This window comes from Novosphingobium sp., from assembly GCF_019748365.1.
GTDB lineage: Bacteria > Pseudomonadota > Alphaproteobacteria > Sphingomonadales > Sphingomonadaceae > Novosphingobium.
Map to the genome: position 1 here is coordinate 21,518 of NZ_JAIEPN010000099.1, position 24,498 is coordinate 46,015.

The following is a 24,498-nucleotide window of genomic DNA, read 5'->3' on the forward strand; positions in this document are numbered from 1 at the left end:
CCATTTCGGACCCTTTTCGACAGCAAACCTTGCTTCGCTGCGCGCCTTGAAGGTTAATGCTGCGCCATGATGCATCGCCGATTCGTCCTTGCCGCGCTTCCGCTTGCCTCGCTGCTGATTGCCGCTGCTCCGCGAAAGCGCGTGGCCGCCCCACCGCTACCCCCGCCGCCCCCTCCGCTGGCGGCTGTCGAACGGGTCGTGCTGACCACCGAACCGGGCACGATCGAACTCACGCTCGATGGCGCGCGTGCCCCGATCAGCACCGCCAATTTCCTGCACTACGTCGATTCGCGGCGGTTTGACGGGATCAGCTTCTACCGCGCGATGCACCTTGCCTGGGGGGATCAGCCCAATGGCTTGCTGCAGGGCGGCCTGCGCGATCCGCGCCGCCTGTTTCCGCCCATCGCGCACGAGCCGACGAGCCAGACCGGCCTCAGCCACGTGGCCGGCGCGATTTCGATGGCGCGCAATGCGCCGGGCACCGCGACGGCGGATTTTTCGATCATGCTGTCCGATCTCACCAGCCTCGACGCCAACCCTGCCTCGGCCGATCCCGAGGCCCAGGCGGGCTATGCCGTGTTCGGCAAGGTGACGGCAGGCATGGATGTCGTGCGCAAGATATGGGAATCGCCCATTTCGCAGACGCTGGGCGAAGGCTCGATGCGCGGGCAGATGCTGGAGGCGCCGGTGAAGATCCTCACCGCGCGCCGCCTGCCGCCGCCGCCTGCGGCCTGATCCGCGATCATTCCGGGCAGGTGACCGGTTCGCCCGCGCCGCGCTGGAACAGCACGAGCCGCATGAAGAACGCGTCCCCGCCCGCTGTCTGGTTGGGCCCGGCAACCAGCTCCAGCGCTTCACCGGCAGCAAGACTGGCGCTCAGCGGCGGCAGTTGCAGCTGCCGGGTCAGCACCCCGCGCCACAGCACTCTGTTCCCGGCGGTGACCGTCAGGTCCACTCCGTCGCCCACAACAGATTTGGCGAAGCATCCCCCCACATCGATCGTTCGCGCCACCGGTGTGGCATAGCGCCACACGGCGCGGATCGGTGCGGCCGCCGTGCCGCCCGGCGCGGCGGACGTGTTGTTGATCCGCAGCGGGCGATACCAGCGGTCGCCGAAATAGCTGGTGAACTGGTCGTCGAACAGCGGCAGGCGGTAGCTCGTCTCGGCCTTGAGCCGCGCCGCATAGCGCCACTGCACCGTGCCCCAGCCCATCAGGGTATCGGCGATCCAGGTCGAGGTGCCAAAGCGGATCGCGGTGGTGCCGGTGATCACCAGCGGACTTTCGCCGACTTGCGCGATCGTGGCGGGCATGCCGGTCGCGTCGCTGATCTGCCCGCCTTCGACCCGGAGCGAGCGCGGCGCGCCCCACACCACGGTGGTGTCCGATCCGAAGCGATAGGCAAACAGCAGCGGATCGCCCAGATCGAGCCGCTGCGGCCGCCCGCGCGCCAGCAGGCGTTGCATCAGCCGGAAGGCGCCTGCCTGCGCCTTTGCGGTGCTGCCGGCATGGAGCCCCATGTTCGGATACCAGCGCTGGTCGATCAGCGCGTACCAGCTCGCCTGCGCGGCCCCGGCGGCGGCGAGCATCGTCGCCTGCTTGACCAGTTCTCCGGCGGCGAGCGGCTGGTTGCGGCTGTCGATGCTGAATTCGCTCGCCCATATCGGCACGCGCTTGCCGGCCGCGTCCATCGCGGCGCCCAGTTGCGCCAGCTCGATATCGAGCCCCTCGGCCCGCGCGCGATAGGGGTGGACCGCAATGCCGTCCACGGTGGCGAGCATCCCGGCGGAGAACAAGGTGCGCAGGAAGCCGGTGCCGATCATGTTGGTCGATCCGCCGAGGATCGCGGCCCGTCCGCCGATCCGCGCGCGCACCGCTTTCAGCGTCGCGACATAGGCGGCAGCGCGGTCTACCCCGGCGGGATAGACCAGCGTGCCCGGCCCGTTGATCTCGTTGCCGACTTCGATGGCGGCAAGGCAGGAACCGAAACGATCCGCCAGTGCGGCAAGGTAGCTGGCGAAGGCGGCATTGCCCGCCGCGCTCGAAACCCACCCGCCGCCATCATAGAGCGGGTTGGACGGGACCGCCGTCAGCAAGAGGCGCTGCCCGCCTGAACAGGCCGAGGCGAGTGCCTGCGCGGCGGGCGTATTGAGGGTGTAGCTGCCGCGCACCTTCTCTGCCTCGGCCCAGGGCAGCGAATCGCGCAGCATCGGGGCGCCGACCTGCCTTGCCAGCGCCAGTGTCGAAGGCGACCAGCCCTGGCTGAAATGCGTCTGCACCCCCAGCACCATCGGCGGCTGCGGCGCGGAGCTTGCCGTGCTGCCCGGCGCGGAACTCGCGGCTCGTGCGGTGCCGATCGGCGAGGTGACTTCGGCCGTATGCCGCAAATGCGCCGGTCCGCAGGCCGCGAGCAAGGCGACCAGCACGACGATGCGCAATGTCGGCCGCACCTGGCTTGCGGCTTGGCGAAGGGGATCGATCAGGGCACGGCGGACCATGGCACGCTCTCCAGCAGGGGGACGCGTGAAGGATGTGCCGGAGGCGCCTTAATGCGCTCCCAGCGGATGCACTTAAGCGGCCATTTTTCTGTGTTGCGCTAGTCTCGCCGAATGCTTTGGGGTTTTCCCTTAGGGAATCAATCATGTACGGTGCGGACGGCCATCTCGAGTGCATCCCCGGTCCGGGTGAGATCGGCCTCGCGGAACAAGGTCAGCAAGCGCTGTATAAAGCGCTGCACCTTTGGCGTGTGTGACCAGCGGGTGGACAGGTGCCAGACGGCGGAGCCGCTCAGGTGAAGTCGTCGAGCGAGAAACCCCGCACGAAAGCGCCGATCAACGTTTCCGGCGCGAGCGAGGGCAGGAGGGGCAGGCGCCCGAGCCGCCGGACCTGGCCCATCTCGCAGATGGTCGCCTCGTTGTCCTCGTTCGCTTCGCCGATGAAGGCCACGCCGTGGATCGGCACACGCCGCGCGCGCAGCGCTTCGATCGTCAGCAAGCTGTGGTTGATCGTGCCGAGCGACGTGCGCGCGACAACGATGGTCAGCAGCCCCCACTGCGCGAAGACGTCGGCATAGGTCACCTCGCGCGTCAGCGGCACGAGCGCGCCGCCCGCTCCTTCGACCACCAGCGGCCGCGCTTCGGGCAGAATCAGTGCATCGGGATCGATGGTCACGCCGTCGAGCTCCGCCGCGCGGTGGGGCGAAAGCGGTTCGGTGAGGCGATAGGCTTCGGGGAGCAGCTTCTCGGCGGGCAGCCCGGCCAGCGCCGCCACGCTGTCCTTGTCTGCCCCGTCTTCAAGGCCGGACTGCACCGGCTTCCAGTAATGCGCGCCCAGCGCCCCGGCGAGGGCGGCAGAAAACACCGTCTTGCCAATGCCGGTATCTGTGCCGGTCACAACAAACGCACTCATGCCAGCGCCTTTGCCAAGGCCCCGGCCAGTGCGTCAATATCTTCAGGCATAACGTTTTGTTTCAGGGAGATGTGTTCCTGCGGGCATGGTCGGCGCGCATCGGCTCTTCCGCTTCCATCGGCTTGAGGCCAAGCCGGGTGAAAAGCGCGGCATCGGCATCATCCCCGGCATTGGCAGCGGTCAGCAGCCGGTCGCCGGTGAAGATCGAGTTTGCGCCCGCAAGGAAGCACAGCGCCTGCGCCGCTTCCGACATCGATTCGCGCCCGGCCGAAAGCCGCACCATCGAACGCGGCATGGTGATCCGCGCCGCCGCGACGGTGCGCACGAACTCGATGTCGTCGATCTTCGCGAGCGGGGTATCGGCGAGCATGTCGCCCAGCACGGTGCCCTTGATCGGCACCAGCGCGTTCACCGGCACGCTTTCGGGATGGCGCTCCAGCGTCGCCAGCGCATGGATGAAGCCCACCCGGTCGCCGCGCGTCTCGCCCATGCCGACGATCCCGCCGGAGCAGACATTGATCCCCGCCTTGCGGACCTGCGAGAGCGTGTCGATCCGCTCCTCGAAGCTGCGCGTGGTGATGATCTCGCCATAGCGTTCGGGCGAAGTGTCGATGTTGTGGTTGTAGTAATCGAGCCCGGCTTCGGCGAGCTGGGCGGCCTGCGTCTCGCTCAGCATGCCCAGCGTCATGCAGGTTTCCATGCCCATTGCGCGCACGCCCTTCACCATCGCGATGATCGCAGGCATGTCGCGGTCCTTGGGATTGCGCCAGGCAGCGCCCATGCAGAAGCGCCTCGATCCGGCATCGCGGGCCTGCGCGGCGGATTGCAGCACGGCCTGCACGTCCATCAGCTTGGTCGCCTCCACCCCGCTGTCTGCCTTCACCGATTGCGCGCAGTAGCCGCAATCCTCCGGGCAGCCGCCGGTCTTGATCGACAGCAGGGTGCACAGCTGCACTTCGTCCGGCCGGTGATGGCGGCGATGTACTTCGGCGGCGCGAAACAGCAGTTCGGTGAAGGGCAGGTCGAACAGCGCGGCGATCTCCTCTCGCGTCCAGTCGGTGCGCACGTCATCCCGGAAAAGCCCGCCGGTGCCGACGCGCGTGTCGCGGGCAGGGATTGTTTCGGCGTGGGTCATCGGGCGCTCCGCAGGCTTTTCTGGTGAAGAGAATCAGATAGTTGGCCCTAGCCGAGTTGCGCCGCCCTGCCTTCCCCGAAATGCGCGCGGGCGTTTCACGATTGGAAACCGTGGCCTCCCGGCCACCCCGGTCGGCGCCATCCTGCACGAAGCCGCAGAAGGTACTCCCGGCGCAAAATCCGCCCTCCGCCGTTCCTGCGCGGCCGTGGTTAAGTCCGTGTTCGCAAATACCGGGTATGGCGGTTGCGGCGCGATTGCAGGGCGCCGGAATGGTGCCGGGTGCGCGGATGAACCGCAGTCCGGATCACCAAACGCATGAGGCAGGTTGTTCGGGTATGAAGGCGTTCGGCAAAATCGGAGTTATCGGGCTTGGCTACGTCGGCCTGCCGCTCGCTGTCTCGTTCGCCCGCAAGCATGACGTGATCGGCTTCGACGTGAGCGAGCACCGCGTCGGCACGCTGCGCGCGGGCCATGACTATACCAACGAGATTTCGGCGGAGGAGCTTGCCGCCTCCACGCTCGCCATCACCTCGAGCATCGAGGATCTGCGCGGCTGCAGCATCCTGATCGTCACCCTGCCGACCCCGGTCGACGAGAGCCGGCGGCCCGATTTCTCCAACATCACCGCTTCCTGCGCCGCCATCGGAAAGATCATCGCGCCCGGCACGATCATCGTGTTCGAAAGCACCGTCTATCCCGGCGCGACCGAGGAAGTCTGCGCGCCGGTGATCGAGGCGGCCTCGGGCCTCAAGAGCGGCGAGGGTTTCAAGCTCGGCTACAGCCCCGAACGCATCAATCCGGGCGACAAGGCGCACCCGCTGGAGGCCATCGTCAAGGTGGTGGCCGGGCAGGACGCCGAAACGCTTGAAACGCTCGCTGAACTCTATGGCTCGGTCATCCACGCCGGCATCCACCGTGCTTCCTCGATCAAGGTGGCAGAGGCCGCCAAGGTCATCGAGAACACCCAGCGCGATATCAACATCGCGCTGATGAACGAGATTTCGAAGATCTGCGATCTCGTCGGCATCCGCACCAAGGAAGTGCTCGCGGCGGCAGGCACCAAGTGGAACTTCCTCAAGTTCTATCCTGGCCTTGTCGGCGGGCACTGCATCGGCGTTGACCCCTACTACCTCACCGCCAAGGCGGAGCAGATGGGCTATCACCCCGAAGTGATCCTCTCCGGCCGCCGCATCAACGACAGCATGGGCAGCTACATCGCCCGGCGCGGCGTGAAGATGCTGGCGGCGTCCGGGCATCCGCTGAAGGACGCGCGCATCGGCATCCTTGGGCTGACGTTCAAGGAAAACGTGCCGGATATCCGCAATTCCAAGGTCGACGATATCTACCGCGAACTGTGCGAGTTTGGCATCGCGCCGCTGGTCCACGATCCGATGGCGCATCCGGACGCGACGCGCCACGAATTCGGGATCGAGCTTTCGGGAATCGAGGACTTCGCCGGGCTCGACCTGCTGATCTACGCGGTTTCGCATGATCACTATGCAGCCATGGGCGCAGATGTGATCCAGGCCATGCTCGCGCCCAATGGCGTGCTGATCGACGTCAAGTCCGTGCTTGCGCCCCAGACGCTGCGCGGCGACATTCGGTACTGGAGCCTCTAGGCGCCAGCTTCGCGACGGACAGCGGCGAACATTCCGGAGGAAAACATGGCGATTCTCGTTACCGGCAATGCCGGCTTCATCGGCTTTCACACGGCCAAGACCCTGCTCGAACGCGGGGATGACGTCGTCGGGCTCGATGTCGTCAACGATTACTACGATCCCGCGATCAAAGAAGCGCGCCTCGCCATTCTGGAAGAGACTGCGCGGCGGACCAATGCGTCCTACACCTTCGTGCGCGGCAATCTGGCCGATCGCGCGGTGGTCGAGCGGACTTTCGAGCAGAACGACATCCGCCGGGTGATCAACCTCGCCGCGCAGGCCGGGGTGCGCTACTCGATCGAGAACCCGCACGCTTACGTCGAGAGCAATATCATCGGCTTCACCAACATTCTCGAAGCCTGCCGCCATGGCGGGGTCGAGCATCTGGTCTATGCCTCGACCAGCAGCGTCTACGGCGCCAATCAGGCGATGCCGTTCAGCGAGCATGTCGGCGTCGATCACCCGCTGCAGTTTTACGCCGCCACGAAGAAGGCGAACGAGCTGATGGCGCACAGCTACAGCCATCTCTACCGCCTGCCGACGACGGGCCTCAGGTTCTTCACCGTCTACGGGCCGTGGGGCCGGCCGGACATGGCGCTGTTTTTGTTCGCGAAAAACATCATCGCGGGCAAACCCATCGATGTGTTCAACTATGGCAACCACACGCGCGATTTCACGTTCGTCAGCGATATCGTGGAAGGCGTGATCCGTGCCTGCGACAGTCCCGCGGAGCCGAACCCGGATTGGGATGCGCGCCGCCCTGATCCCGCGACGAGCAACGCGCCCTACCGGATCTACAACATCGGCAACAACAGCCCGGTCAAGCTCACCGAATACATCGAGGCGCTGGAAGACGCGCTCGGCAAGAAGGCCATCCGCAACCTGCTGCCGCTGCAGGCGGGCGATGTGCCCGATACCTTTGCCGACGTTTCCGATCTCGAGCGCGAGCTGGGCTACAAGCCCGCGACCACGGTCAGGGAAGGTGTCGCCGCCTTCGTGAAGTGGTACCTCGAATACATGGCGAACTCTGCCGCCTGACGTTTCGCGCGCAGTGTGATAGGCGGTTCCTCTTACAGGAGAGAGCCGTCCGATGCAGCTGCGCCACTTGCGCTATTTCGTCACGCTCGCGCGCGAGCAGCATTTCGCCAAGGCGGCCACCACCTGCGGCATTTCGCAGCCGACGCTTTCGGCCGGGCTCGCCGCGCTGGAGGCCGAGTTCGGGCGCCGGCTGGTCGAGCGCGACCGCCGCTTTATCGGCCTCACGCCCTATGGCGAGGCGATGCTGCCATGGGCCGAGCAGATCCTCGGCGCAGTGAGCGGGATGGCGAGCGCGGTAGCGGCCACCGCCGCGCCGCTGCGGGGCGAGTTCGGGCTGGCCGCCATTCCCGCCGCGCTGCCGCTGGTCGGCCTGCTGGGCGAGGCGCTGCTCGCGCAGAACCCCGGGATCACGCTCTCCGTCCGCTCCGCCACCTCGCGCGCGATCGAGCATGGGCTGCATGCCTTCGAGATCGATGCCGGACTGACCTACCTCGATCACGAGCCGCCCGTCAATGTGCTGTCAGTGCCGCTCTATGCCGAACGCTATGTGTTCCTCGTCGCGCGGGGCGGCGGGTTTGATCTGCATCAGGTCGTCAGCTGGAACGAAGCCTGCGCGCAGAACCTGTGCCTGCTGCATCAGGGCATGCAGTACCGCCGCATTCTCGATGAGCGGCTTGCCGCGCGGGGGCTGGCGGTGACCCCACGCGCGACGGCGGACAGCCACTTCGCCTTGTTCGACATGGTGCGGTCGGGCGCCTTCGCAACCATTGTGCCCGATGGCTATGCGCGGCTGATGGCGGGGGTGGAGTGGGCCCGGTTCCTGCCCTTCGATGCGCCGGAGGAAGCGCGGCGCGTGGGCCTCGTCGTGGTGAACCGCGATCCGCTGGGGCCGATGGCGCGCGCCGCGCTGGCGGCGGCCCGTGCGCTGGAACCGGCGGGGCTGCAATCGCCGCTGTGATTGAGATACTCTATCAATCATACCATATTTTAATTTGACCTTCGATGCGGATTTCCCAAGGCTTTTCCGCATGACAGACCACGACGAGCTCGATGCCATCCTTGCGGGCCACGCCGGCCGCGAAGGCGCGCTGTTGCCGATCCTGCACGATGTGCAGGCCGCCTTCGGCCACGTTTCGGAAGAGGCCGTGCGCCGCATTGCGCAGGCGCTGAACCTCACCCGCGCCGAAGTGCACGGCGTCGTCAGCTTCTACCACGATTTCCGCGAGGAGCCGGAAAACCGCCCGGTGCTCAAGCTCTGCCGCGCCGAAAGCTGCCAGGCACGCGGTATCGAAGCCATGGTTGCCGCGCTGCCTGATAACCCGCGTGTCGCGGTCGAGACGGTCTATTGCCTCGGCCTGTGCAGCGTCGGCCCCGCCGCGATGGTCGGCCATGAGGTCCACGGCAGGCTTGATGCCGCCCGCCTTGGTGCGCTGGTGGAGAGCCTGGCATGACTGTGGTGCGCATTTCCGACGATGCAGCTGCGCTTGCCTGTGAGGCGAATGCCGTTGCTGCCGCCTTCGCCAAGGCGGGCTGCACGGTGGAGCGCGTGTCCAGCTGGGGCATGCACTGGCTCGAACCTATGGCCGAGATCGACGGGCAGGGCTTCGGTCCGCTGGAGCCCGAGGATGTGGCCGCCGTGCTCGCGGGCACCAGCGCCAAGGCCATTGGCGTGATCGCCGAGCACCCCTTCATTGCCCGCCAGCAACGCTTCACGTTCGCCCGCGCCGGCAAGACGCGGCCCCTCAGCCTAGACGACTACGCCGCTACCGGCGGCTGGGCTGGCCTCAAACGCGCCCGCGAATTGGGCCCCGAAGCGACCATTGCCGAAGTCACCACGTCCGGCCTCCGGGGTCGCGGCGGCGCGGGTTTCCCGGCTGGCATCAAGTGGACCACCGTGGCCAAGGCCGCCGGGCCCATCAAGTACATCGTCTGCAACGCCGACGAGGGCGATAGCGCCACCTTCGCCGACCGCATGGTGATGGAGGGCGATCCCTTCATGCTGATCGAGGGCATGGCGATTGCCGGCCACGCGGTCGGGGCAGGCATGGGCTATATCTACGTCCGCAGCGAATACCCGCATGCCATTGCCAAGCTGCAGGCGGCGATTGCGCTCGCCGTGCCGCACATCGCGCCGTTCGAGGTTGAAGTCCGCGTCGGTGCGGGGGCCTATGTCTGCGGCGAGGAAACCTCGCTGCTCAACAGCCTCGAAGGCAAGCGCGGCGAAGTGCGCGCCAAGCCGCCGCTCCCCGCATTGGAAGGCCTGTTCGGCAAGCCGACCGTGGTCAACAACGTGCTGACGCTGGCGGCGGTCCCGTGGATTCTGGCGAATGGCGGCGCGGCCTATGCGGAGGTCGGTTTCGGCCGGTCGCGCGGCACCATGCCGATCCAGCTGGCCGGCAACATCAAGCACGGCGGCCTCTTCGAAGTCGGCTTCGGTGTCACGCTGGGCGAGCTGGTGGACGAGATCGGAGGCGGCACTGCCACGGGCCGTCCGGTTCGTGCGGTGCAGGTCGGCGGGCCGCTCGGCGCCTATCACCCGCCGGCCGATTTCCACCTGCCGTTTGATTACGAAGCCTTCGCCGCCGCTGATGGCCTGATCGGCCACGCCGGCCTCACTGTGTTCGACGAAACGGCGGACATGAGCGCGCAGGCCCGCTTCGCGATGAGCTTCTGCGCCGCCGAAAGCTGCGGCAAGTGTACCCCCTGCCGCATCGGCAGCACGCGCGGGGTCGAACTGATCGACCGCATCCGCGCCCGCTCGGGCCGCGTTGCCGACAAGGTCGAAACGCTCCCCCAGATGCACAACGCGCGCAAGGCGCCGCGCACCTTGGCCGAGGACGTCACCTTGCTCGAAGACTTGTGCGAGACGATGAAGTTCGGCTCGCTCTGCGCGCTGGGCGGCTTCACGCCCTATCCGGTGCTTTCGGCGCTGAGGCACTGGCCGGAGGATTTCGGCATGGCTGCGCCCGAACAGGAAGCGGCCGAGTGATCCTCGGCGCTGTCCTTGCGGGCGGGCAGTCCTCGCGCTTCGGCAGCGACAAGGCGCTGGCCGAGCTAGGCGGGCGCAGCCTGCTTGCGCGCGCGGTTGAAACCCTCGCGGGCATGGCAGACAAGGTGGTCGTGGTTGGGCGGACCAAATCCCCGGTTTTGTGCATACCGGATTGGCCTGCACCGGGTGGCGGTCCGCTGGGCGGTATCGCCGGAGCCATGAACTATGCTTTGGAACATGGCTACGAGGCGGTCCTTACCTGCGGGGTCGATTCCGTGGGCCTGCCAACCGATCTGGTGGATCGCCTCTCGCCCGCGCCGCGATATCTCGAAGCCCAGCCCGTCGTGGGATTGTGGCAGGCTGACTTTGCCGGTGCGCTGGAAGAGATCATGTTTGGCAAAGGCAAGAAATCGATGCGGGCGTTTGCCGAAGGCATTCGCGCGAAACCGGTGAAGCTGCATTCCAACCCAGCCAACATTAATACGCCCGCAGATCTTGCGGCTGCAGAGAGACGAACGCATGGACTCTGAACACGGCTCCTATCGCCCCCAGCCCGATTTCGGCACGCCGCCTTCGCCGGGCGAGCGCGCGGGCGCGGCTTCGGTCACCGTCACCATCGACGGGCGTGAAATCGCCGTCGCCCCCGGCACCACGGTGATGCGCGCTGCCGCGCTTTCGGGCGGCTCGATCCCGAAGCTCTGCGCGACCGACAGCGTCAAGCAGTTCGGCTCGTGCCGCCTCTGCCTGGTCGAGATCGACGGGATGCGCGGCACGCCGGCCAGCTGCACCACGCTCGTCTCCGAAGGCATGAAGGTCCACACCCAGACCAAGAAGCTCGAAAAGCTGCGGCGCGGGGTGATGGAGCTCTATATCTCCGACCACCCGCTCGATTGCCTCACCTGCAGCGCCAACAATGATTGCGAGCTGCAGGATCAGGCCGCCGCGGTGGGCCTGCGCGATGTGCGCTATGGCTATGAGGGCGCGAACAACCTCGCTCAGCCGATGGACATTTCGAACCCCTACTTCGATTTCGATCCGTCGAAGTGCATCGTCTGCTCGCGCTGCGTGCGCGCCTGCGATGAAGTGCAGGGCACCCTCGCGCTGACCATCGAAGGCCGGGGCTTTGACAGCAAGGTAAGCGCGGGCCTCGCGTCCGACAGCTTCCTGTCCTCCGAATGCGTTTCCTGCGGCGCTTGCGTGCAGGCCTGCCCCACCGCGACCTTGCAGGAGAAGGCGGTCAAGGAAATCGGCAAGCCCGAGCGCGCCACCGTCACCACCTGCGCCTATTGCGGTGTCGGCTGCACCTTCCGTGCGGAGACGCGGGGCGAGGAAGTGGTGCGCATGGTGCCGTGGAAGGACGGCAAGGCCAATCGCGGCCATTCCTGCGTCAAGGGCCGCTTCGCCTGGGGCTATGCCCAGCATCAAGAGCGTATTCTTTCGCCGATGATCCGCTCGTCCATTGACGAGCCTTGGCGCGAAGTCAGCTGGGACGAGGCGATTGCGCACACCGCCAGCGAGCTGAAGCGCATCTCCGCCAAGTATGGCCGCAACGCGCTCGGCGGGATCACCTCCAGCCGCTGCACCAACGAGGAGACCTTCCTCGTCCAGAAGCTCGTCCGCGCCGGGTTCGGCACCAACAACGTCGATACCTGCGCCCGCGTCTGCCACTCGCCGACAGGCTACGGCCTCAAGACCACGTTCGGCACCTCGGCGGGCACGCAGGATTTCGATTCGGTAGAAGACAGCGACGTGATCCTCGTGATCGGTGCCAACCCCACCGACGGCCACCCCGTCTTCGCCAGCCGGATGAAGCGCCGCCTGCGTCAGGGTGCGAAGCTGATCGTGATCGATCCGCGCCGCACCGATCTCGTCCGCAGCCCGCATATCAGCGCCGATTTCCACCTGCCGCTGCGCCCGGGCACCAATGTCGCGGTGCTGACGGCGCTGGCCCACGTGATCGTCACCGAAGGCCTCGCCGATGAAGCCTTCGTGCGCGAGCGCTGCGACTGGGAAGAATATCGCCACTGGGCCGATTTCGTCAGCCTTGAGCGCAACAGCCCCGAATTCCTCGAACCGGTCACCGGCGTCCCCGCCGCCGATCTGCGCGGTGCGGCCAGGCTCTTCGCCACCGGTGGCAATGGCGCGATCTACTACGGCCTTGGGGTTACCGAGCACAGCCAGGGCTCGTCCACCGTCATGGCCATCGCCAATCTCGCCATGGCGACGGGCAACATCGGCCGCCGCGGCGTCGGCGTGAACCCGCTGCGCGGGCAGAACAACGTGCAGGGTGCCTGCGACATGGGCAGCTTCCCGCATGAGCTGTCAGGCTATCGCCACGTTTCGGATGCAGGCGCCCGCGCGCTGTTCGAAGCGGAATGGGGTGTGCGCATCGATCCCGAGCCGGGCCTGCGCATCCCCAATATGCTTGATGCGGCGACCGATGGCCTGTTCAAGGCGATCTACATCCAGGGCGAAGACATCCTTCAGTCCGACCCCGATACCAAGCACGTGGCGGCGGGCCTCGCGGCGATGGAATGCGTGATCGTGCAGGACCTGTTCCTCAACGAGACCGCCAACTACGCGCACGTATTCCTGCCGGGCTCCACCTTCCTTGAGAAGAACGGCACCTTCACCAATGCCGAACGCCGCATCCAGCCGGTGCGCAAGGTGATGGAACCGAAGAACGGCTACGAGGACTGGGAGATCACCCAGCTCATGGCCCGCGCGATGGGGCTGGACTGGAACTACAGCCACCCGCGCGAGATCATGGACGAGATCGCCCGCCTCACGCCGACCTTCGCAGGCGTGAGCTTTGCGCGGCTCGATGCCGAAGGCTCGCTGCAATGGCCGGTGAATGATGCCGCGCCCGATGGCAGCCCGATCATGCACATCGATGGCTTCGTGCGCGGCAAGGGCAAGTTCGTGGTGACGGACTATGTGCCGACCGACGAGCGCACCGGCCCGCGCTTCCCGCTGCTGCTGACGACGGGCCGCATCCTCAGCCAGTACAATGTCGGCGCGCAGACCCGCCGCACGGCAAACGTGATCTGGCACGAGGAAGACCTCCTTGAAATCCACCCGACCGATGCCGAGAACCGGGGCATCAAGTCGGGCGACTGGGTGCGCCTTGCCAGCCGCTCGGGCGAGACGACCTTGCGCGCCACCGTGACCGACCGCGTGGCGCCGGGCGTGGTCTACACCACGTTCCACCATCCCGCGACGCAGGCCAATGTCGTCACCACCGACTTCTCGGACTGGGCGACCAATTGCCCCGAATACAAGGTGACGGCGGTGCAGATCACGCCTTCGAACGGCCCCAGCGACTGGCAGGAGGAATACGAAGCGCAGGCCGCGCGCTCGCGCCGGATCAAGGGGCATGAAGGCGCGATGGAGCCGGCCGAATGAGCGCGCATACCACCGAAAAGCTGATCTACATGGCCAACCAGATCGCGCGCAACGTCACCCACGAGCCCGATCCGGTGGCCATGATTGCCGATCATATCCAGGCGTTCTGGTCGCCGCGGATGAAGGCCGATGTCTTTGCGGTGCTGGACGGGCCGGAAGGCGCTGCGCTCGATCCGGTCGCGCGCGCAGCGCTTGATCGGCTCGCCGCGCATGCCACCTGAGGCGGCGATCCCGCACACCTTCGCCGAACACTTTGCCGATGGCCGCGCGCCCGCTCCGCGCGAGCGGCTGCTGGCGATCGAGTCCCCGGTCGCGATCGAGATCAACGGGCTTGGCTATGCGGTGATGATGGCGACGCCAGCGGATCTTGCCGACTACGCGCTGGGCTTCTGCCTCTCCGAACAGCTGATTGCCGCGCCCTCGCAGCTCCTCTCCGCCGAGGCGAGCGAAGTCCCCGCCGGTGGCTGGATGCTCCGGATCCAGCTCGCCGCCGATGATGCCGCCCCGCTGATGGAGCGCGCGCGGTTGCGGCTGGCGGAGGGCAGCTGCGGCCTGTGCGGGATCGAAAGCCTCGAGCAGGTGCTGCGCCCGCTGCCACCGGTGGAGGCGCGGCTTGCCGTCGATGATGCCGCGATCTTCCGCGCTGTTGCCGCTCTGCCCGATCTCCAGCCGCTGGGGCAGGCAACCCGTGCCGTCCACGCCGCCGCCTTCTGCGCGCCGGATGGCACAGTGCATCTCGTGCGCGAGGATGTCGGTCGCCACAACGCGCTCGACAAGCTGCTCGGCGCGATGGCGCAGGCCGGGCTCCGGGCAGGGGAGGGCTTCATCGTCCTCACCGCGCGGTGCAGCTTCGAACTGGTGCAGAAGGCCGTGCTCGCGGGCTGTCCGCTGCTGGTGACGATATCCGCCGCCTCCACGCTGGCGGCGGAGCAGGCGGCAGCGCACGGCCTTCGCCTCGTCTCGCTGGCGCGCGAGGACAGCTTCCTCGCCGGTTAGGATTCCGGTTTCCGCCCGGATGCTCTAGACAAGCCCGGGTGAGCACTGTGCCCGCCCGCACGCGTTATGCCGATCGCCCCGGCCTCAGCCGCCGCACGCGCGTGTGGCTCCTGCTGGCGGTCGGGCTGCTCCACGTCGTGCTTGGCTTCGCGATCTTCAGCGGCCTTGCGGGCAGCGCGATCACGGCGATCCAGGACGCGGCAACTGCCGCCTATTCCATCCCGCTCGATCCGCCTCCGCCTCCGCCGCCCCCGGCAAGCCCTGCCCCCACGCCCGAGCCTGCCGGAGCCGAGGGAGCCGCTGCCAAGGCCGCCAAGCCCGCACCCGTGGTCGCTGCCCCGGCGAAAATCCCCAACAAGGCCATGACCGCCGCGCCTGCCACCTCGACCGGCGATGCGACCAGATCGGGCGCGAGCGGTGCCGGTGCCGGCACCGGCGGCGGCTCGGTCGGGTCGGGCACGGGCAGCGGCGGCAGCGGCGATGGCGGCGGTTCGGGCGCCAGCCGCGCGGTCAAGATTGCCGGCGATATCACCGCCACGCGCGACTATCCTGCGCGCACCCGGAACTTGCGGCTCGGTTCAAGCGTTATCGTGGTGCTCTCCGTGGGCACGGATGGCCGCGTGCGCGCCTGCCGCGTACACAAGCCCAGCCCCGATCCCGAAGCGGATGCCATCACCTGCCGCCTTGCCACCCAGCGCTTCCGCTTCCGCCCTGCGACCGACCGCGCCGGGAACCCCGTCGAATCGGAATATGGTTGGCAACAAAGCTTTTTCGTGCCGGGAACCAGACCGCCTGCGGGACTGTAACGCGCAAGCAGTCACTTGCACCTAGGTAGCTGACATGGCACCGAATGAAGGTGCATCGCGCACGCTCCGGACAGCGGGGCGGTTGGATAGGACTCTCATGGACCAAATCATTCCTGTTGTTCTGTGCGGCGGCAGCGGCACCCGTCTCTGGCCGCGCTCGCGCAAGGTCATGCCCAAGCCGTTCCTTCCCCTCGTGGGCGATTCGACGCTGTTTGAAGCAACCGTGCTGCGCTGCCCGGCCGAAGCCGGGTTCGGCGCGCCGATCGTTGTCACCGGTGCCGCCCATCTCGGGCATGTCGAGGCGCAGCTTCCTGATCCCGCCCGCAGCACGGTCATTGTCGAGCCCGAGGGCAAGAACACCGCTGCCGCCATTGCGCTCGCCGCGCTGCGGCTGCCAGAGGACGCCGTCATGCTCGTCTGCCCGAGCGACCACCATATCGGCGATCCCGCTTCCTTCCAGGCCGCTGCGCGCGAAGCCGCCGCGCTGGCGCGGGAGGGCTGGCTCGTCTCGTTCGGCATTGCCGCCACCGCGCCCGAAACCGGCTTCGGCTATCTGAAGCACGGAGATGCCATTCCCGGTTCGGCGGGCTTTGCCGTCGCCCAGTTCATCGAAAAGCCCGATCTTGAACGCGCGATCGGCTTTCTGGCCGATGGCGGCTATGCTTGGAATGGCGGCATCTTCGCTTTCCGTGCGGGGACCTTCCTCGATGAACTCGCCGCTCATCGGCCTGCCCTTGCCGAAGCCGTCCGCGCGTCGGTGGCGCAGGGCCGTGAGGATGGCACCCGCTTCCACCCCGATGCCGCCGCCTTTGCCCGGATCGAAGGCGAATCGGTGGACTATGCCGTGATGGAAAACACCGCCCGCGCCGCGATGGTGCCCGCCGCGATGGCCTGGTCCGATATCGGCAACTGGCAGGCGCTCCACGATGCACTTGATCAGGACGAGGCCGGCAACGCGGTGCGCGGTGAGGCCGAGCTTGTCGATTGCGCCAATGTCATGGTCGATAGCGACGGTCCGCACGTTTCGGTAATCGGTGCGCGCGATCTGATCGTGGTGGTCGACAAGGGCAACGTCCTCGTCTGCACCCGCGACGGCGCGCAGAAAGTCGGCAAGCTTTCCGGCGCGGTGAACCAGTGAGCGCGCTCGCTGTTCGCACTGTGGAGAAGCCCTGGGGCCGCGATCAGCTGCCCGCGCCCTTCGTGGCGCCCTACGGCAAGCGCATCGGCGAAATCTGGTTCGAACCGGTCGAGGAGGTCTATTCGCTCCTCGTCAAATACATCTTCACCAGCGAGAAGCTCTCGGTCCAGGTCCACCCCGACGACGCGCAAGCCAGGGACATGGGCGAATACGATACGGGCAAGGAGGAATGCTGGCTGGTGATCGATGCCGAACCGGGCGCCACGCTCGGCATCGGCTTTGAGGAACCGCTCGGCGCCGAGGCGATGCGGGCGGCCGCCCTTGATGGCAGCATCGAGGATCTGCTCGTCTGGCACCCGGTGCAGGCAGGCGATTTCTTCTACATTCCGGCCGGCACCGTCCACGCCATCGGTGCTGGGGTCAGCCTGATCGAGATCCAGCAGAACTCCGACATCACCTACCGCCTCTACGATTATGGCCGCCCGCGCCCGCTGCACCTCGACAAGGGCATGGCCGTTGCCAAAGGCGAGCCCTATCCTGCGGCGCTGCACCGCCATCTCGCGCCGACCGGAACGGTCGAACTTGCCCGCGGCCCCTACTTCACCGCGCACCGCGTCGAAGGCGTGCCCGATGCCGCGCTGCTGGCCGAGTATGATGGCCCCATGCTGGTCGTTCCGCGCCGCGGTGAGGTCGAACTTGCAGGAGACGTGCTGCGCCCCGGCGAGTGCGCGTCCGCCCCGTCAGCGTCGGCCATCGTGTTCACGCCCGAAAGCCAGAGCATCCTTGTCCGTGCTGCCTGAGCATCCGGTCATGCTCGCGCAGACCATCCAGCTCGCGCTGGCCCCGGTCTTCGTGCTCGTGGCGATCGGCAACATCATGAATATCCTGACCACACGCCTCGGCCGCATGGTCGATCGTTCGCGCCACCTGCAGACATTGCATGCCGGCACGCAGGGCAGCGAGCACGATGGGGTCGTGGTCGAGATGCGCATCATCGACCAGCGCATTGCCCATATCGGCCGGGCGCTGCTGTGTCTTGTCATCAGCGGGCTTGCCATCGGCACCACGGTTGCCGCGCTGTTTCTCAGCGAGCTCATCAACACGGACCTGCGGGTGGTGACGGCGCTGACCTTCGTCGCCGCGATTGCACTGCTGATGGCGGCGCTGGTTCTGCTCCTGCTCGAAACCCGGCTTGCCGCGCGGGCGCTTCGCCTGCCGCCAGAACTGCTCGAGCTGGAACGCGGCGACCTTTAAAAAACAGGGACTTGAAAAATGGGGACTGTCCCCATTTATCGCAGCAGATGCCCGGTGCGGTCGCGTTTCGTATCGAGATAGCGCGCATTGTGCGGGTTGGCGGGCAGCTGGTGCGCCACCCGCTCGTTCACCGTTACCCCTACGGCTTCGAGCGCGGCCACCTTGGCCGGATTGTTGGTGAGGAGGCGCACGGCCCCCACCCCGAGCAGATCGAGCATCCGCGCCGCGACGGGAAAATCGCGCGCTTCGCTTGGCAGGCCCAGCCGTTCGTTGGCATCCACCGTGTCGAAGCCCTGATCCTGCAGCTCATAGGCGCGCAGCTTGTTTATGAGGCCGATGCCGCGCCCTTCCTGCCTGAGGTATAGCAGCAGCCCCCAGCCGCCCGCATTCGCTTCCTCCGCCATGCGCGCCAGCGCCGCATCAAGCTGCGGGCCGCAATCGCATTTGAGGCTGCCGAGCACGTCGCCGGTCAGGCATTCGCTGTGGAGCCGCACCAGCGGCACGTGGTCGCCGCTCTGTGTGCCGATGACCAGCGCAACATGTTCGCGCAGGTCATCGCGCGCGCGGAAGGCGATGATCTCGGCGTGCTCGCAAGCGTCGACCGGCAGGCGGGCGCGCGCCTGGATGGTGAGCTCCATCGGATCCTTGAACGCGGCAAGATCGGCGGGGGTCACTTGCGCGGCGGGGTCTACCCCTGTCGCGACCATGAAGGCCGGCAGGATCCCGGCCAGCCGCGCCAGTTCCATGGCCGTGACCGCTGCGGACTGCGCGGGGCAAGGATCGGCACGGAAGGGGCCGCGCATCGGTTCGGCCAGATCGAGCGCCGGATCGGCAAGGCTGCGCGCGGCATGGAGCGAGAAGGGTTCCGCGCCATGGATCATCACCGGCATGTGCGGTTCTGCGGCATCGCGCTGGTTGGCAAGCTTCAGCGTGGCCGCGCGCGCATGGCTGATCAGCAGCCGCGCGGCATAGAGCCCGGGCTGGACGAACGCGGTCTCGGCCGGCAGCAGATCGAGCACGCCATCTTCCGCCTCGACCCGGATCGCCCAGCCATGGCGCAGCGCATCGAGCGCCAACGCCACCTTGCGCGGATCACCTGCGCTCAAAGCGCGAACTCCGTGATCAGCGGGACGTGGTCGGAAGGCTGATCCCAGCGCCGCGTTTCCTCGACGAAGCGGTGCGAGAGCGACTGCGCGGCGAGCTCGGGCGAGGCCCACATATGGTCGAGCCGGCGGCCCTGATCCTTCTCGCGCCAGTAGGAGCGGTAGGACCACCAGGAATAGTTCCGCTCGGGCGCGGGGATGTGCTTGCGCCCCAAGTCCACCCAGCCATGCGCATCGCCGAACGCGCTCAGTGCGGCCACTTCCTGCGGCGTGTGGCTGACCACCTTGAGCAGCGCCTTGTGATCGTAGACGTCGCAGTCCAGCGGGGCGATGTTGAAGTCGCCCACGATCAGCGTCGGGCGCTCGAGGCCTTCCGCCCAGCGCGTCATCCGCTCGAGGAACGCCAGCTTCTGGCCGAACTTGGGATTGGCCTCGGGATCGGGAATGTCGCCGCCCGCGGGGATATAGACGTTCTCGAGCACCAGCCCGCCGCCCGGCCCCAGCACTTCGACGCCGACATGCCGCGCCTCGCCGTTGGCCTGCCAGTCGTGGCGGCTTACCTCGCGGATCGGCACCCGGCTGACAGTGGCGACGCCGTGGTAGCCCTTCTGCCCGTGCACCGCGCGGTGGGTATAGCCCAGCCGCTCGAACACCTCGTGCGGGAAGAGCGCCTCGGCGGTCTTGATCTCCTGCAGGCACAGCACATCGGGCGCCTGCTCGGCAAGGAAGCGTTCGACCTGATCGATGCGCAGCCGCACCGAATTGATGTTCCAGGTGGCGACGGTCAGCGTGGGGGAAGCCATGCCCCGCGCTTTACGGGCCCGAAGCCGGAGCGGCAAGCGGCGCGCGTAAGCAAGTGCTGCAATGCCCCGCGTTTGTGCCTCGTGGTTTCCTCAGGGACGAGCGAGAATGGCTGACTTCCGCGACCCGGAGCGCAGCGTACTTCGGTACGTGAGCACCGGAAGCGCGGAAGGCGGCCGTTCGCAGCCGTCCATGGGGGAACCACGAGGCACAAACGAGAAAACCCTCGGACCGGGGGCGTGGTCCGAGGGTTCCTTGTGCGTTCGTCACGCTGTCAAGGCGGGGGAGTATGGGGACCGGGTAACAGGGGGGGGCGAACCCGGTCGGTTCCGTCTTGACCCCTTCCTTCTAGGACCCCGCCGCTTGCTGGCGGATGAACGTAGCTGTCAGGGAAGACCCAAAGTGGTCGCAAATTGTCGCAGGATGGTGACGCCCCGGCGCGATGCCGCGATGAGCTGCGGACTATTTGCGGCCAGTGGACCGCGGATCGCTCCAGCGGAAGGTGTTGGACGGAAGCGCCAGGCCATAGCGCTGGTTCGAAAGCCGGACGGTCGTCCGCCGATTCTGCGAATCAAGCGCGACCCAGCTGGTGAGTTCCCAGCCGCCGGGCGCGCCTGGCTTCTTCAGCATTATCATCGTAATCGAGCCGTATTCCGGGTGGCGCGGATCGCGCACGTCGAGGCTGATCACTTCGGAATGGCCGGTTGGGTTGAGCGTGGCGAAGCGCGCCACGTCCTTGTTGGGATCGAGCAGCGCGCCGAGCGGGCTGTTGCGGATCGGCCAGCGCTGGACCTGCCGCACTTCATAGTCGATCAGCGTCAGCGCCGAGCCATCCGAGACGATCAGCAGCGGAATGCCGGCCTGATACTGGAAACGGATCTTGCCGGGGCGCTGCATCGAAAGCACGCCGGTCAGGCGCTGGCCATTGCGGTCGGTCTGGACGAAATCGGCCTGCAGCGTGGTGATCGCGCGCAGGGCGGCAACCGCCTGCTCGATCTGCGGATTGACCGCTGCCGCAGGCGCTGCCGGAGGCTCGGCGGCACAAACGACGGGAACCGCCAGCGCACAAAGCGTGGCGGCCAGAAAGGAACGGGTGGCGGAAGGCCGGCGGGCAAGGGAGAAGATCATGGTCATCCCCTAGCCTATACGGAGAAGGCATTGAACCCGGCGTGAACCCCAAATCGGTCCGGCCGCCGGGCGGGCAGCCGCTTACTTGATCTTGGCTTCCTTGAACTCGACATGCTTGCGAGCCACCGGATCATACTTGCGGAACACCATCTTCTCGGTGGTGTTGCGCGGGTTCTTCTTCGTCACATAGAAGAAGCCGGTGTCGGCGGTCGAGACCAGGCGGATCTTGACGGTAGTGGGCTTGGCCATGGCTTTATCCTGAAATTTCTTGCGCGCGTAAAACAGATAGGGCGGCGCGTTGCCACGCCGCCAGACAGGCGCCGGTCGTTGTGAGCGAATCGCGCAAAAGTCAAGCCTCGGGATAGCCGGGCAGCGGTTTGATCACCCCGAAGTGCTCTTTTGCCGGCGGCTCGGCCAACGGCGGCAGCGCCGGAACCGTCTCCTCCACCGGCTCCACCGGCAGCCGGCCCAGCAGATCGCGCACCAGCGTCAGCCGCCCCCGGCGCTGGTCGTTGAAATCGACGACGGTCCACGGCGCGTGCTTCGTGTGGGTTGCCTTCAGCATGGCCTCGCGCGCTTCGGTATAGGCCCGGTACTTGCCGCGCGCCGCAACGTCGATGGGCGAGATCTTCCAGCGCTTCGCGGGATCGTCGTGCCGCTCGGCCAGGCGCTTTTCCTGCTCCTCCTGATCGCAGGTGAGCCAGTATTTGAACAACAGCATCCCGTCATCGACCAGCATCCGCTCGAACGTGGGCGCCGCATCGAGAAACGCCGCAACCTCGGCGTCCTTCGCAAAACCCATGACTTTCTCGACGCCCGCCCGGTTGTACCAACTGCGGTCGAACAGCACGATCTCGCCGCCAGCTGGCAGATGCGGGACATAGCGCTGGAAATACCACTGCGTCTTTTCGCGCTCCGTGGGCGCCGACAAGGCGACGGTACGCACCTGCCGGGGGTTGAGCTTCTGCGCAATCGCATTGATCGCGCCGGTCTTGCCGGCGGTATCGCGCCCTTCGAGGATCACGAGGATCCGCGCGCCGCATTGCCGCGCCCAGCCGGCCATCGCGGTGAGCTTGCCCTGCATCGCCTCGAGCGCTTCCTCGTAGTCTTTGCGGCTGAGCTCGTTCCTCGGGTCGTCCTTGCTCACGGCATGTCCTCTCGCACGGGTCACGCAGACTGTCGCACCCCCGCCGCTTTGGCAATCGCTGCGGATTGCGCGGGGCAAACGGACCTGCTAAAAGTTGCAATTGAAACCATGTCGGACCTTGTCGAACTCGCAGCCGATTTCACGCGGCTCCCCGAACTGCCTGGCGGCGTCTTTACCGCGCCGCTGCAGCGCCCTCCCCATGTCGGCGAAGATTGGCTCGAACCGCGCCAGACCGACTACTCGGCCGATGAGCACCGCGTGTGGGATGATCTCTTCGCCCGCCAGATGGACGTGCTGCCCGGCCGCGCTGCCAGTGCCTTCATGAGGGGGCTGGAGCGGCTCGACCTCGGGCGCGGCGGCGTGCCCGATTTTGCGCGGCTTTCGGCAGAGCTTGGCGCGCTGACCGGCTGGAGCGTGGTGCCGGTGCCGATGCTGATTCCCGATCACGTGTTCTTCTGGCACCTCGCCAACCGCCGCTTCCCCGCCGGAAACTTCATCCGCCCGCGTGAGCGCTTCGACTATATCGAGGAGCCGGACGTCTTCCACGACGTGTTCGGCCACGTGCCGATGCTCACTGATCCGGTCTTCGCCGATTACATGCAGGAATATGGCCGCGCCGGGTGGAAGGCGATGCGCTACAACCGCCTGAAGGCGCTCGGCGCGCTTTACTGGTACACGGTGGAGTTCGGGCTAATCCGGGAGGCCGAGGGGCTCCGGGCCTATGGCGCGGGCATCCTCTCCGGCCCGACCGAGGTGCTGTTTGCGCTCGAGGCACAGTCACCCAACCGGATCATGCTCCATGTCGACCGGGTGATGCGCACGGACTACGCCATCGACGATCTGCAACCCAGCTACTTTGTGATCGAAAGCTTTGCCGATCTCTACCGCCAGACCGTGGAGCGCGATTTCGACCGGCTCTATCGCGGGCTTGGTGCCGGTTTCACCTATGCCGGCAGCGCGGTGATCGATGTCGATGACGTGCTGCACCGGGGAACGCTGGAGTATCACCTGCGCGGCGGGCGAGGGAGCGGGGCTTTGCCAGTTTAGAACTCACGGTGCGGGTCGGCTTTCGCCCAGTTGCGGACATTGGCTGACGCTACCTCGCTCGCTAAAGGTGACCTTCAAAGGAGCAGGTTACCGTGGGATCGAAAGAGTTTGCCTTGGCTGTGCGGGAGGAGCGTGACGTGCTGCTTTCGACGTTCACTGATCCGGCAGCAGGATCGGCCGTTGCCACCCACCTCATTGCCGCCAACCTAACATCTAATCAAAGAATCGAGGCGCTTGCCGCGATCGAAGCGGCTGTTACGGACTCCCTTTACACCTTGCTGCTGGCACTGGATGGCTCTGCATTTTTGGGGGGACGTCAACAGTCATTCGTGCTCAGTGGTGAGGGCGGCGAGATTATTGCGAATGGGGATGGCCGCCTCGAAGCGGCGGCATGGGATGCGTTCTACGGGAACGGCAGCTAACCACCAAAATTCGGGCAGTCCACGCTTGTGACACTACGCCCGAAAACTCACACCCACAGCAACCACGCCAGCCCCGCTGCGCCCAGCACAATGCGGTACACGGCAAACGGTGTGAAGCCGCGTCGGCTGACATAGCCGATGAAAAACTTGATCACGACCAGCGAGACGACGAACGAGACGACCGAGCCGATCGCGATTTCCTTCAGGCCGACAGGGCCTGCGCCTGCGGCCAGCTCGTCGCGGTGGTCCCACAGCTGCTTCACCGTCGCGCCCAGCATCGTCGGGACGGCGAGGAAGAAGCTGAACTCCGCCGCGGTCTTGCGGTTCTCGCCCATCACCAGCGCGCCCATGATCGTCGCGCCCGAGCGCGAGACGCCTGGGATCACCGCGATGCACTGCATCATGCCAATGCGGATCGCCTGTGCGAGCGGCATCTGCCCCACCGGCCGGTAGGTCTGGTGCGAGACCAGCAGCTCCACCGCGATGATCGCAAAGCCGCCGAGGATCAGCGCGATACAGACGACGACCGGGTTCTCCAGCAGCAGATCGATCCGCGATTTGAACAGCACGCCGACGATCGCCGCCGGAATGAACGCCGCCAGCACGTTGCGCACGAACGCGATCGATTCGCGCGATCCGCGCAGCGCGCCCAGCGCGACGTCCATGAATGTGCGCCAGTAGAGCACCACCACCGCCATGACCGCCGGCAGCTGGATAACGACGTTGAACACTTCCCAGGTCTTCGCATCATAGCCGAACAGCTCCGACGCGAGGATCAGGTGCCCGGTCGAGGAAACCGGGATGAACTCGGTAAGCCCCTCGACGATGCCGAGCAGAATGGCGGTGATGGTCGTATCCATGGGCGTCAGGCCTCGCCGCAGCGCAGCATTCTGTCAAGCGCGTGCGTGGCTTAAACTTTTGTCATGTCGGGAGACCCACCCCCGACCCCTCCCGCAGGCGGGAGGGGAGAAGAAGGCGCTACGTGCTCCCCTCCCGCTTGCGGGAGGGGCCGGGGGTGGGCCCT

At 66.5% G+C, this 24,498-nt stretch carries 25 protein-coding genes; 16 read left to right on the top strand and 9 right to left on the bottom strand.

Features of this window, described 5'->3' with window-relative positions; genetic code table 11:
- Positions 1-66 precede the first annotated feature (66 nt).
- The gene (locus K5Q19_RS12450) at positions 67-735 is read left to right on the top strand and encodes a peptidylprolyl isomerase (protein ID WP_292945587.1); all 669 of its coding nucleotides are present in this window, start codon (positions 67-69) and stop codon (positions 733-735) included.
- Positions 736-742: 7 nt separating this feature from the next.
- Here the strand turns inward: K5Q19_RS12450 and K5Q19_RS12455 are convergent, their stop codons facing one another.
- The 3 genes from K5Q19_RS12455 to bioB form a co-directional block, all read right to left on the bottom strand.
- Positions 743-2,497, bottom strand: a complete 1,755-nt coding sequence (locus K5Q19_RS12455; protein ID WP_292945590.1) for a hypothetical protein — start codon at positions 2,495-2,497, stop codon at positions 743-745.
- A 289-nt stretch (positions 2,498-2,786) separates the two neighbouring features.
- Positions 2,787-3,407, bottom strand: coding sequence for a dethiobiotin synthase (gene bioD, locus K5Q19_RS12460; RefSeq protein WP_292945592.1), 621 nt, complete (start codon positions 3,405-3,407; stop codon positions 2,787-2,789).
- A gap of 61 nt (positions 3,408-3,468) precedes the next feature.
- Entirely contained in the window at positions 3,469-4,473 is a 1,005-nt protein-coding gene (bioB, locus tag K5Q19_RS12465; RefSeq protein ID WP_292945679.1) for a biotin synthase BioB, read from the bottom strand.
- A 404-nt stretch (positions 4,474-4,877) separates the two neighbouring features.
- On the opposite strand from bioB, the gene K5Q19_RS12470 reads away from it, so the two are divergent.
- The 13 genes from K5Q19_RS12470 to K5Q19_RS12530 all read left to right on the top strand — a co-directional run bounded on the left by K5Q19_RS12470 (position 4,878) and on the right by K5Q19_RS12530 (position 17,826).
- A complete protein-coding gene (locus K5Q19_RS12470; protein ID WP_292945595.1) occupies positions 4,878-6,161 on the top strand; it encodes a nucleotide sugar dehydrogenase in 1,284 nt (427 codons plus the stop codon).
- 45 nt (positions 6,162-6,206) lie between these two features.
- Entirely contained in the window at positions 6,207-7,238 is a 1,032-nt protein-coding gene (locus K5Q19_RS12475) for an NAD-dependent epimerase (RefSeq protein ID WP_292945598.1), read from the top strand.
- A 52-nt stretch (positions 7,239-7,290) separates the two neighbouring features.
- Positions 7,291-8,196, top strand: a complete 906-nt coding sequence (locus tag K5Q19_RS12480; RefSeq protein ID WP_292945600.1) for a LysR family transcriptional regulator — start codon at positions 7,291-7,293, stop codon at positions 8,194-8,196.
- A 70-nt stretch (positions 8,197-8,266) separates the two neighbouring features.
- A complete protein-coding gene (locus K5Q19_RS12485) occupies positions 8,267-8,689 on the top strand; it encodes an NAD(P)H-dependent oxidoreductase subunit E (protein WP_292945602.1) in 423 nt (140 codons plus the stop codon).
- A complete protein-coding gene (locus tag K5Q19_RS12490) occupies positions 8,686-10,227 on the top strand; it encodes an NADH-ubiquinone oxidoreductase-F iron-sulfur binding region domain-containing protein (protein WP_292945605.1) in 1,542 nt (513 codons plus the stop codon). The genes K5Q19_RS12485 and K5Q19_RS12490 overlap by 4 nt, the downstream gene beginning before the upstream one ends.
- Positions 10,224-10,757 carry a molybdenum cofactor guanylyltransferase gene (locus K5Q19_RS12495; protein WP_292945608.1) on the top strand — a complete coding sequence of 178 codons (534 nt, stop codon included), beginning with the start codon at positions 10,224-10,226 and terminating at the stop codon, positions 10,755-10,757. The genes K5Q19_RS12490 and K5Q19_RS12495 overlap by 4 nt, the downstream gene beginning before the upstream one ends.
- On the top strand, positions 10,747-13,632 hold the full coding sequence (fdhF, locus tag K5Q19_RS12500; protein ID WP_292945611.1) for a formate dehydrogenase subunit alpha: 2,886 nt from the start codon (positions 10,747-10,749) through the stop codon (positions 13,630-13,632). Before K5Q19_RS12495 ends, fdhF begins: the two co-directional genes overlap by 11 nt.
- Positions 13,629-13,853, top strand: coding sequence for a formate dehydrogenase subunit delta (locus tag K5Q19_RS12505; protein WP_292945614.1), 225 nt, complete (start codon positions 13,629-13,631; stop codon positions 13,851-13,853). Before fdhF ends, K5Q19_RS12505 begins: the two co-directional genes overlap by 4 nt.
- A complete protein-coding gene (fdhD, locus tag K5Q19_RS12510; protein WP_292945617.1) occupies positions 13,843-14,628 on the top strand; it encodes a formate dehydrogenase accessory sulfurtransferase FdhD in 786 nt (261 codons plus the stop codon). The genes K5Q19_RS12505 and fdhD overlap by 11 nt, the downstream gene beginning before the upstream one ends.
- 38 nt (positions 14,629-14,666) lie before the next feature.
- A complete protein-coding gene (locus tag K5Q19_RS12515; RefSeq protein ID WP_292945620.1) occupies positions 14,667-15,434 on the top strand; it encodes a TonB family protein in 768 nt (255 codons plus the stop codon).
- Positions 15,435-15,531: 97 nt separating this feature from the next.
- Positions 15,532-16,572 (top strand): sugar phosphate nucleotidyltransferase, encoded by a 1,041-nt coding sequence (locus tag K5Q19_RS12520; RefSeq protein WP_292945623.1) that lies wholly within the window; start codon positions 15,532-15,534, stop codon positions 16,570-16,572.
- Entirely contained in the window at positions 16,569-17,372 is an 804-nt protein-coding gene (locus K5Q19_RS12525; protein ID WP_292945626.1) for a class I mannose-6-phosphate isomerase, read from the top strand. The genes K5Q19_RS12520 and K5Q19_RS12525 overlap by 4 nt, the downstream gene beginning before the upstream one ends.
- The gene (locus K5Q19_RS12530) at positions 17,362-17,826 is read left to right on the top strand and encodes a DUF2721 domain-containing protein (RefSeq protein ID WP_292945682.1); all 465 of its coding nucleotides are present in this window, start codon (positions 17,362-17,364) and stop codon (positions 17,824-17,826) included. The genes K5Q19_RS12525 and K5Q19_RS12530 overlap by 11 nt, the downstream gene beginning before the upstream one ends.
- Positions 17,827-17,861: 35 nt before the next feature.
- On the opposite strand, the gene ribA is transcribed toward K5Q19_RS12530, so the two are convergent.
- The 5 genes from ribA to ppk2 all read right to left on the bottom strand — a co-directional run bounded on the left by ribA (position 17,862) and on the right by ppk2 (position 22,005).
- Entirely contained in the window at positions 17,862-18,932 is a 1,071-nt protein-coding gene (gene ribA, locus K5Q19_RS12535) for a GTP cyclohydrolase II (protein WP_292945629.1), read from the bottom strand.
- Positions 18,929-19,732 carry an exodeoxyribonuclease III gene (locus K5Q19_RS12540; RefSeq protein ID WP_292945632.1) on the bottom strand — a complete coding sequence of 268 codons (804 nt, stop codon included), beginning with the start codon at positions 19,730-19,732 and terminating at the stop codon, positions 18,929-18,931. The genes ribA and K5Q19_RS12540 overlap by 4 nt, the downstream gene beginning before the upstream one ends.
- Before the next feature lie 460 nt (positions 19,733-20,192).
- Positions 20,193-20,864 (bottom strand): outer membrane lipoprotein carrier protein LolA, encoded by a 672-nt coding sequence (locus K5Q19_RS12545; RefSeq protein ID WP_292945634.1) that lies wholly within the window; start codon positions 20,862-20,864, stop codon positions 20,193-20,195.
- A 75-nt stretch (positions 20,865-20,939) separates the two neighbouring features.
- Entirely contained in the window at positions 20,940-21,107 is a 168-nt protein-coding gene (gene rpmG, locus K5Q19_RS12550) for a 50S ribosomal protein L33 (protein WP_054121888.1), read from the bottom strand.
- A gap of 100 nt (positions 21,108-21,207) precedes the next feature.
- Positions 21,208-22,005 carry a polyphosphate kinase 2 gene (gene ppk2 / locus K5Q19_RS12555; protein ID WP_292945644.1) on the bottom strand — a complete coding sequence of 266 codons (798 nt, stop codon included), beginning with the start codon at positions 22,003-22,005 and terminating at the stop codon, positions 21,208-21,210.
- A gap of 108 nt (positions 22,006-22,113) precedes the next feature.
- Between ppk2 and phhA the strand changes: the two genes are divergently transcribed.
- Both phhA and K5Q19_RS12565 read left to right on the top strand, forming a co-directional pair.
- Positions 22,114-23,052 (top strand): phenylalanine 4-monooxygenase, encoded by a 939-nt coding sequence (gene phhA, locus K5Q19_RS12560; protein ID WP_292945647.1) that lies wholly within the window; start codon positions 22,114-22,116, stop codon positions 23,050-23,052.
- A gap of 92 nt (positions 23,053-23,144) precedes the next feature.
- On the top strand, positions 23,145-23,474 hold the full coding sequence (locus K5Q19_RS12565; RefSeq protein ID WP_292945650.1) for a hypothetical protein: 330 nt from the start codon (positions 23,145-23,147) through the stop codon (positions 23,472-23,474).
- A 47-nt stretch (positions 23,475-23,521) separates the two neighbouring features.
- Here K5Q19_RS12565 and K5Q19_RS12570 read toward each other — a convergent pair whose 3' ends face one another.
- The gene (locus K5Q19_RS12570; RefSeq protein WP_292945653.1) at positions 23,522-24,334 is read right to left on the bottom strand and encodes an undecaprenyl-diphosphate phosphatase; all 813 of its coding nucleotides are present in this window, start codon (positions 24,332-24,334) and stop codon (positions 23,522-23,524) included.
- Between the last annotated feature and the right edge of the window lie 164 nt (positions 24,335-24,498).

Bases quoted from the DNA above. Each gene is read 5' to 3' on its own strand.
- fdhF (WP_292945611.1), top strand. From the start codon at position 10,747: ATGGACTCTGAACACGGCTCCTATCGCCCCCAGCCCGATTTCGGCACG.
- K5Q19_RS12570 (WP_292945653.1), bottom strand. From the start codon at position 24,334: ATGGATACGACCATCACCGCCATTCTGCTCGGCATCGTCGAGGGGCTT.
- fdhD (WP_292945617.1), top strand. From the start codon at position 13,843: ATGCCACCTGAGGCGGCGATCCCGCACACCTTCGCCGAACACTTTGCC.
- K5Q19_RS12540 (WP_292945632.1), bottom strand. From the start codon at position 19,732: ATGGCTTCCCCCACGCTGACCGTCGCCACCTGGAACATCAATTCGGTG.
- K5Q19_RS12505 (WP_292945614.1), top strand. From the start codon at position 13,629: ATGAGCGCGCATACCACCGAAAAGCTGATCTACATGGCCAACCAGATC.
- K5Q19_RS12490 (WP_292945605.1), top strand. From the start codon at position 8,686: ATGACTGTGGTGCGCATTTCCGACGATGCAGCTGCGCTTGCCTGTGAG.
- phhA (WP_292945647.1), top strand. From the start codon at position 22,114: ATGTCGGACCTTGTCGAACTCGCAGCCGATTTCACGCGGCTCCCCGAA.
- K5Q19_RS12520 (WP_292945623.1), top strand. From the start codon at position 15,532: ATGGACCAAATCATTCCTGTTGTTCTGTGCGGCGGCAGCGGCACCCGT.
- K5Q19_RS12480 (WP_292945600.1), top strand. From the start codon at position 7,291: ATGCAGCTGCGCCACTTGCGCTATTTCGTCACGCTCGCGCGCGAGCAG.
- K5Q19_RS12450 (WP_292945587.1), top strand. From the start codon at position 67: ATGATGCATCGCCGATTCGTCCTTGCCGCGCTTCCGCTTGCCTCGCTG.
- K5Q19_RS12470 (WP_292945595.1), top strand. From the start codon at position 4,878: ATGAAGGCGTTCGGCAAAATCGGAGTTATCGGGCTTGGCTACGTCGGC.
- bioD (WP_292945592.1), bottom strand. From the start codon at position 3,407: ATGAGTGCGTTTGTTGTGACCGGCACAGATACCGGCATTGGCAAGACG.
- K5Q19_RS12475 (WP_292945598.1), top strand. From the start codon at position 6,207: ATGGCGATTCTCGTTACCGGCAATGCCGGCTTCATCGGCTTTCACACG.
- K5Q19_RS12545 (WP_292945634.1), bottom strand. From the start codon at position 20,864: ATGACCATGATCTTCTCCCTTGCCCGCCGGCCTTCCGCCACCCGTTCC.
- K5Q19_RS12485 (WP_292945602.1), top strand. From the start codon at position 8,267: ATGACAGACCACGACGAGCTCGATGCCATCCTTGCGGGCCACGCCGGC.
- K5Q19_RS12455 (WP_292945590.1), bottom strand. From the start codon at position 2,497: ATGGTCCGCCGTGCCCTGATCGATCCCCTTCGCCAAGCCGCAAGCCAG.
- rpmG (WP_054121888.1), bottom strand. From the start codon at position 21,107: ATGGCCAAGCCCACTACCGTCAAGATCCGCCTGGTCTCGACCGCCGAC.